General features: G+C 37.6%; 4 protein-coding genes and 2 tRNA genes. 4 read left to right on the forward strand and 2 right to left on the reverse strand.

What is annotated here, in order from left to right:
• Positions 1 to 192 precede the first annotated feature (192 nt).
• The 3 genes from KPC_RS17305 (at position 193) to KPC_RS17315 (ending at position 1,388) form a co-directional block, all read left to right on the forward strand.
• Positions 193 to 268, forward strand: a tRNA-Phe gene (locus KPC_RS17305).
• A gap of 123 nt (positions 269 to 391) precedes the next feature.
• Positions 392 to 467 (forward strand) — tRNA-Phe (locus KPC_RS17310).
• A 150-nt stretch (positions 468 to 617) separates the two neighbouring features.
• Positions 618 to 1,388 (forward strand): class I SAM-dependent methyltransferase, encoded by a 771-nt coding sequence (locus KPC_RS17315; RefSeq protein WP_121975590.1) that lies wholly within the window; start codon positions 618 to 620, stop codon positions 1,386 to 1,388.
• 208 nt (positions 1,389 to 1,596) lie between these two features.
• Here KPC_RS17315 and KPC_RS17320 read toward each other — a convergent pair whose 3' ends face one another.
• Positions 1,597 to 2,016, reverse strand: a complete 420-nt coding sequence (locus KPC_RS17320) for a GNAT family acetyltransferase (protein WP_121975591.1) — start codon at positions 2,014 to 2,016, stop codon at positions 1,597 to 1,599.
• A gap of 293 nt (positions 2,017 to 2,309) precedes the next feature.
• Between KPC_RS17320 and KPC_RS17325 the strand changes: the two genes are divergently transcribed.
• On the forward strand, positions 2,310 to 3,953 hold the full coding sequence (locus KPC_RS17325) for a GMC family oxidoreductase (protein ID WP_121975592.1): 1,644 nt from the start codon (positions 2,310 to 2,312) through the stop codon (positions 3,951 to 3,953).
• Between the two features lie 60 nt (positions 3,954 to 4,013).
• On the opposite strand, the gene KPC_RS17330 is transcribed toward KPC_RS17325, so the two are convergent.
• A complete protein-coding gene (locus KPC_RS17330) occupies positions 4,014 to 5,534 on the reverse strand; it encodes an acetyl-CoA hydrolase/transferase family protein (protein ID WP_121975593.1) in 1,521 nt (506 codons plus the stop codon).
• Positions 5,535 to 5,666 lie beyond the last annotated feature (132 nt).

The following is a 5,666-nucleotide window of genomic DNA, read 5'->3' on the forward strand; positions in this document are numbered from 1 at the left end:
GTAATATAATGTTTAAAAGCAGCTTTCGGGCTGCTTTTTTAGATATTTCACATAAATATGTATAAATATTATACGATTCAAGCAATATAAAGATAAAAAAAGCAGATTTTTGATTTAAAAATAAGCTATTGAAACAATTCGACAAAAGTTTTCTTGACGGGATATGCTTTAAATTGTTTAATACGCTCCATTGGCGAGATAGCTCAGTCGGTAGAGCAACGGATTGAAAATCCGTGTGTCCCCAGTTCGATCCTGGGTCTCGCCACCATATTCAAAGTTTCAATCCATGATCCCATCATGGATTTTTTTTGGGTAAAAATCACCCGATCAATTAAAAAAACGATATTTTTTATTGACTATTGAGCCGAGATACGGCTTAATACACCGCATTGGCGAGATAGCTCAGTCGGTAGAGCAACGGATTGAAAATCCGTGTGTCCCCAGTTCGATCCTGGGTCTCGCCACCATATTCAAAAAGCCCTAAACATTGTTTAGGGTTTTTTTATTGAAAATAAACATTATAAATCTCATTGTTTGTCTAACAAAAAATAACCAAGTTTTTAACTCATACCGCTATATTAGAGTTGGAAAATGATAACTATATCTCAGAAATAACGATGAAGTATTTATTTTCAGATCACAGCGAATTGTATTCACAGGCTCGTCCCAGTTATCCGGTCAGCATTGTTCAGGAAATATTAAAACTGGTGCAAGAACACCATTTTGCATGGGATTGTGGTGCTGGTTCGGGGCAGTTTACACAGGTTTTGGCACCTTATTTTGATCATGTGGTTGCAACGGATATCAGTGAGCAACAACTTCAGCATGCAACTTATCTTGAAAATGTAAGTTATCAAGTTCAGTCAGCGGAGCAAACAACCTTTGCAGACCATAGTTTTGATCTGATTAGTGTTGCACAGGCAATACACTGGTTTGATTTTAAAAAATTTTATAAAGAAGTGGAAAGAACATTAAAGCCAGATGGTATCTTGGCAGTGATTGGCTATGGTTTGATCCACGTGGAACCGCTGGAATTAAACCAACATATCCAGAAACTTTATTTTGAAACTTTGAAAGATGATTGGGACGTAGAAAGGCATTATATTGATGAAGGTTATAAAACGATTCCATTTCCATTTGAAGAAATTGAAATGCCCGTGTTAAAAATGCAATATCAATGGTCAGCGAGACAGTTGCTTGATTATTTATCGACTTGGTCTGCAATAAAGCATTATCGTAAAAAAAATATAGATAATCCTTTGATTTTTATTGAAAAATATTTAGGGTGTACTTCACAGCCTATCTCAGTCGAATTCCCGGTTTTATTCAGATGCGGTAAGGTTTCGCCAAAAAAGCAAAAAAAAGTTCTGAGAAAAGGAAGTAAGTAACAGATTTTAGGTCGTAAGAATAGATATAAGTAGTATATTGAAATATACATTATTTTTTGGATAAAGTGTTTGTGAAAACTATTTCAAAACTTTGTCATCCAGCTTTTTGTTTTTGTCACAAGTGAATCAGCTTATACTACAAGGGATTATTTTATGCATGGTCATTGTCTGAAAGTTAAAGAAACAGCTGGAAGCTAAGAAGCTTTTGTTAGTCTTCAATCAACCGTTTACCTAAGCAGACAACTTCTGCTTCTTCATAACCCATTTGTTCATAAAAAGCTTGTACATCGATATTCTCTTTACGGATGAGAAGTTGTAATTTTGGGCAGCCTAAAGCAATGAGTCGTTTTTCAAGCTGCTGGATCAAGGCAGTTGCCACTCCATTGCGTTGATGGTGAGGATGAACAGCCAAGTAATTCGCCCATCCCCGATGGCCGTCATATCCCCCCATGAGCGTTGCAATCAGTTCATTATCTTTAACTGCAACTAAAAAAAGCTGATCCTTTTGTGCTAGCTTTCTGAAAATATCAACTTCGGGATTATTCCATGGTCGTGATAGATCACATGCATCCCATAAATTGATAACATCTTCCAAGTCTGTATCTAGAAATTGACGAATAACGAACATAATTATTTTTTAATCGTTTTCAATAGATTGTTTTAGCTTAATCGAAATTTGAAAAATTAGTAAGAAAATTTTTAAACAGATTAAAATTAATATTTTTCATGAGAATAGATTGAATGCAATAGATTGTTTTTTGCCAATTTTTTAGTCAATATGATCTGGTTAAAAAATATATTGTTGCAGGAATCCTAAAATATAGAAAGCTTGAGATGAAGTTGTCCTGATCAAACAATAATTTTCTAATACAAGGAAGCATAATGATAGTGATAAAAATCATAAAATAAGGAATGTTGAATATGCAAAATAATGAGTTTGACTACATCATTGTTGGTGGAGGTTCTGCTGGATGTGTGTTGGCAGCAAGGCTTTCAGAAGACCCGGAGCTTTCCGTCTGCTTGCTAGAGGCAGGTGGAGAGGGAAATAGCTGGACGGTTAATGTACCTTGTGCCGCAGTGGTAAGTATTCCAACAAAGATTAATAACTGGGCATTTGAAACCATACCGCAGAAAGGTTTAAATGGTCGAAAGGGTTATCAACCACGTGGTAAATGTCTGGGAGGATCTTCTGCAATTAATGCAATGGTTTATATACGAGGAAATCGTCAGGATTATGATGGTTGGGCAGCCCTAGGGAATAAAGGCTGGTCCTATGATGAAGTTCTCCCTTATTTCATCAAATCAGAAAATAATGAGCGAATCAGAAATCAGTATCATGGAAATCATGGTCCACTATCTGTTATTGACCTACATAGTGATAATCCTCTGCAGCAACGATATCTTGCCGCAGCTAAAGAACAAGGTCATAAAATACTGGATGACTTTAATGGTGCGGAACAAGAAGGGCTAGGCGTGTATCAGGTTACCCATGTTAATGGTGAACGTTGCAGTGCTGCCCGAGCTTATTTATTTCCACATCTAAAAAGGAATAATTTAACGGTTATTACCCATGCTCAAACTGAGAAGATTGTAATCGAACAAGGTGTAGCAAAAGGTGTGCAAGTCAAGCATGCGGGTGAGCTTAAATATATTCGGGCTCGTAAGGAAGTCATTCTTTGCGCAGGAGCCATGCAATCTCCGCAAATATTGATGTTGTCTGGTATAGGTGATGCTGTTGAGTTGGTAGAACATGGCATTGAGGTTAAAAAGCATTTACCAGGTGTTGGTAAAAACTTTCATGATCATCCAGATTTTATCTTTGGTTATAAGGTGAGTGATATTGCAGGAACTTTTGGCGTTTCAATACCGGGATCAATTGATTTATTAAAACAAATTGGAAAATATAAAAAACAAAGACGAGGATTACTGACCACCAATTTTGCTGAATGTGGTGGATTTTTGAAAAGTTCGCCTGAACAGAGCCTTCCAAATCTACAACTACATTTTGTTGTCGCACTGGTTGATAACCATGCCCGGACAATGCATGTCGGGCATGGTATTTCCTGCCATGTTTGTCTTTTAAATCCTAAAAGTCGGGGAAGTATTAAAATTAGTGGAGCGAGTATTGATGATCCGTTACTTATCGATCCAAACTTCTATGCTGATGAACGTGATTTAGAGGAGATGGTCAAAGGTTTTAAAATCACGAGACAACTAATGCAATCAGATGCATTTAAAAGCATTATTAAAAAAGATTTATTTACAGCACATATTCAAAATGAAGATGATATCCGTGAGGTACTTAGAGATCGTTCTGACACAGTTTATCATCCTGTGGGAAGCTGCAAGATGGGAATAGATGAAATGGCTGTGGTCGATCCAGAATTGCGTGTATATGGGATCAAGAATTTACGTGTAGTCGATGCTTCAATCATGCCTAATGTTGTTAATGGTAATACGAATGCACCAGTCATCATGATCGCAGAAAAAGCGGCAGATATGATCAAAAAATCTAGTAAAAAGAACGCCAATACTGAGTCAGTATGCCAAGCTTCTTTGGCTTAGTCTAAATGTTTAGGGACTAAAAAAACGCCCACATTGGGCGTTTTTTAGAATTATAAAATCTTAAGCAGATTTTTGTTCTTGAGCAGCTGGCGCAAGCATATGACCTGTTTCTTCAAAGTTAGAATGCCAAGAAAGAGCTTCACGCAAAATATGTGGAGTTTGTCCACCTTTTGCACATGCACGATCAAAGTAATCATTTAAAGCATCGCGATACATTGGGTGTGCGCAGTTATCAATGATGGCACGAGCGCGCTCACGAGGTGCTAGACCACGTAAGTCAGCTAAACCTTGTTCAGTCACCAAAATATCAACATCATGTTCTGAATGATCTACGTGAGATGCAAATGGAACAACAGATGAAATGTCACCACCTTTGGCAATAGATTTAGTCACAAAGATAGCCAAATGAGCATTACGGGCAAAGTCACCTGAACCACCAATACCGTTCATCATTTTAGTGCCACACACGTGAGTTGAGTTTACGTTACCGTAAATATCAAACTCTAATGCTGTATTAATACCGATAATACCTAAACGACGAACAAGTTCAGGGTGGTTTGAAATTTCTTGAGGACGAAGCACAAGTTTATCTTTATATGCTTCAATATTTCCAAATACCTTTTCACCATATTTAGCTGAAAGCGTAATAGAAGAGCCCGAGGCAAATTTCATTTTACCTGCATCAATCAATTCAAAAGTACAATCTTGGAGTACTTCAGAATACATCACAAGGTCTTCAAAGTTAGATTCTTTCAAGCCTGTCAATACAGCATTGGCAATTGAACCGATACCTGCTTGTAATGGACCTAGATCTTTAGGTAAACGACCTTCTGCAACTTCTTTTTCAAAGAATGCGATCAGGTGGTTTGCAATACCTTGAGTTTCGTCATCTGGTTCAGTCACTGTAGACGGAGAGTCGTGCAGTGTATTGTTGAATACGATACCAACGATTTTGGCAGGATCAATATTGATTGCTGTTGTACCAATACGTTGATCAACATGTGTCAACGGAATTGGCTGACGTGTTGGGCGATAAGTTGGAATATAGATATCATGTAAGCCTTCAAAAGCCGGGCTTAAATTGGTATTGATTTCAATGATTACTTTTTCAGCAAAAATTGCAAAACTTGCAGAGTTACCTACAGATGTTGTTGGAATGATACCGCCATCTTCGGTAATTGCTACAGCTTCGATAACAGCAACATCTGGCTTTTTAAGTTGCAGGTTACGCATTTGTTCAACAGTCTCAGACAAATGCTGATCGATGAACATGACTTCGCCTTTATTGATGGCTTTACGTAATGTATTGTCCACTTGGAATGGGAGACGACGTGCCAATACACCAGCTTCAGTCAATTGTTTGTCTAGGTCATTTCCTAAACTGGCACCAGTGATTAAGGTGATCTTTAAAGGATCGCTGTGTGCACGTTTAACTAAAGCTAGAGGAACTGCTTTTGCCTCACCTGCACGAGTAAAACCACTCATGCCTACAGTCATACCATCTTGGATAAATGCAGCTGCTTGGTCTGCGTCCATAACTTTATCATGGAGAGAAGCTAAACGAATACGATCTAAAGACATGTGTTACGCTCAATTCTTGTTCAAAACTAGACGGATTGTACCGCCCAAAAACCAAATTGTGCATGCCTGTTATGCTAAGGTCTAATTTTTTACCTAAATGTGGGTATAATAAATGTGAATGGTTTTTAAATC

This window comes from Acinetobacter stercoris (assembly GCF_900323515.1).
GTDB classification, from domain to species: domain Bacteria; phylum Pseudomonadota; class Gammaproteobacteria; order Pseudomonadales; family Moraxellaceae; genus Acinetobacter; species Acinetobacter stercoris.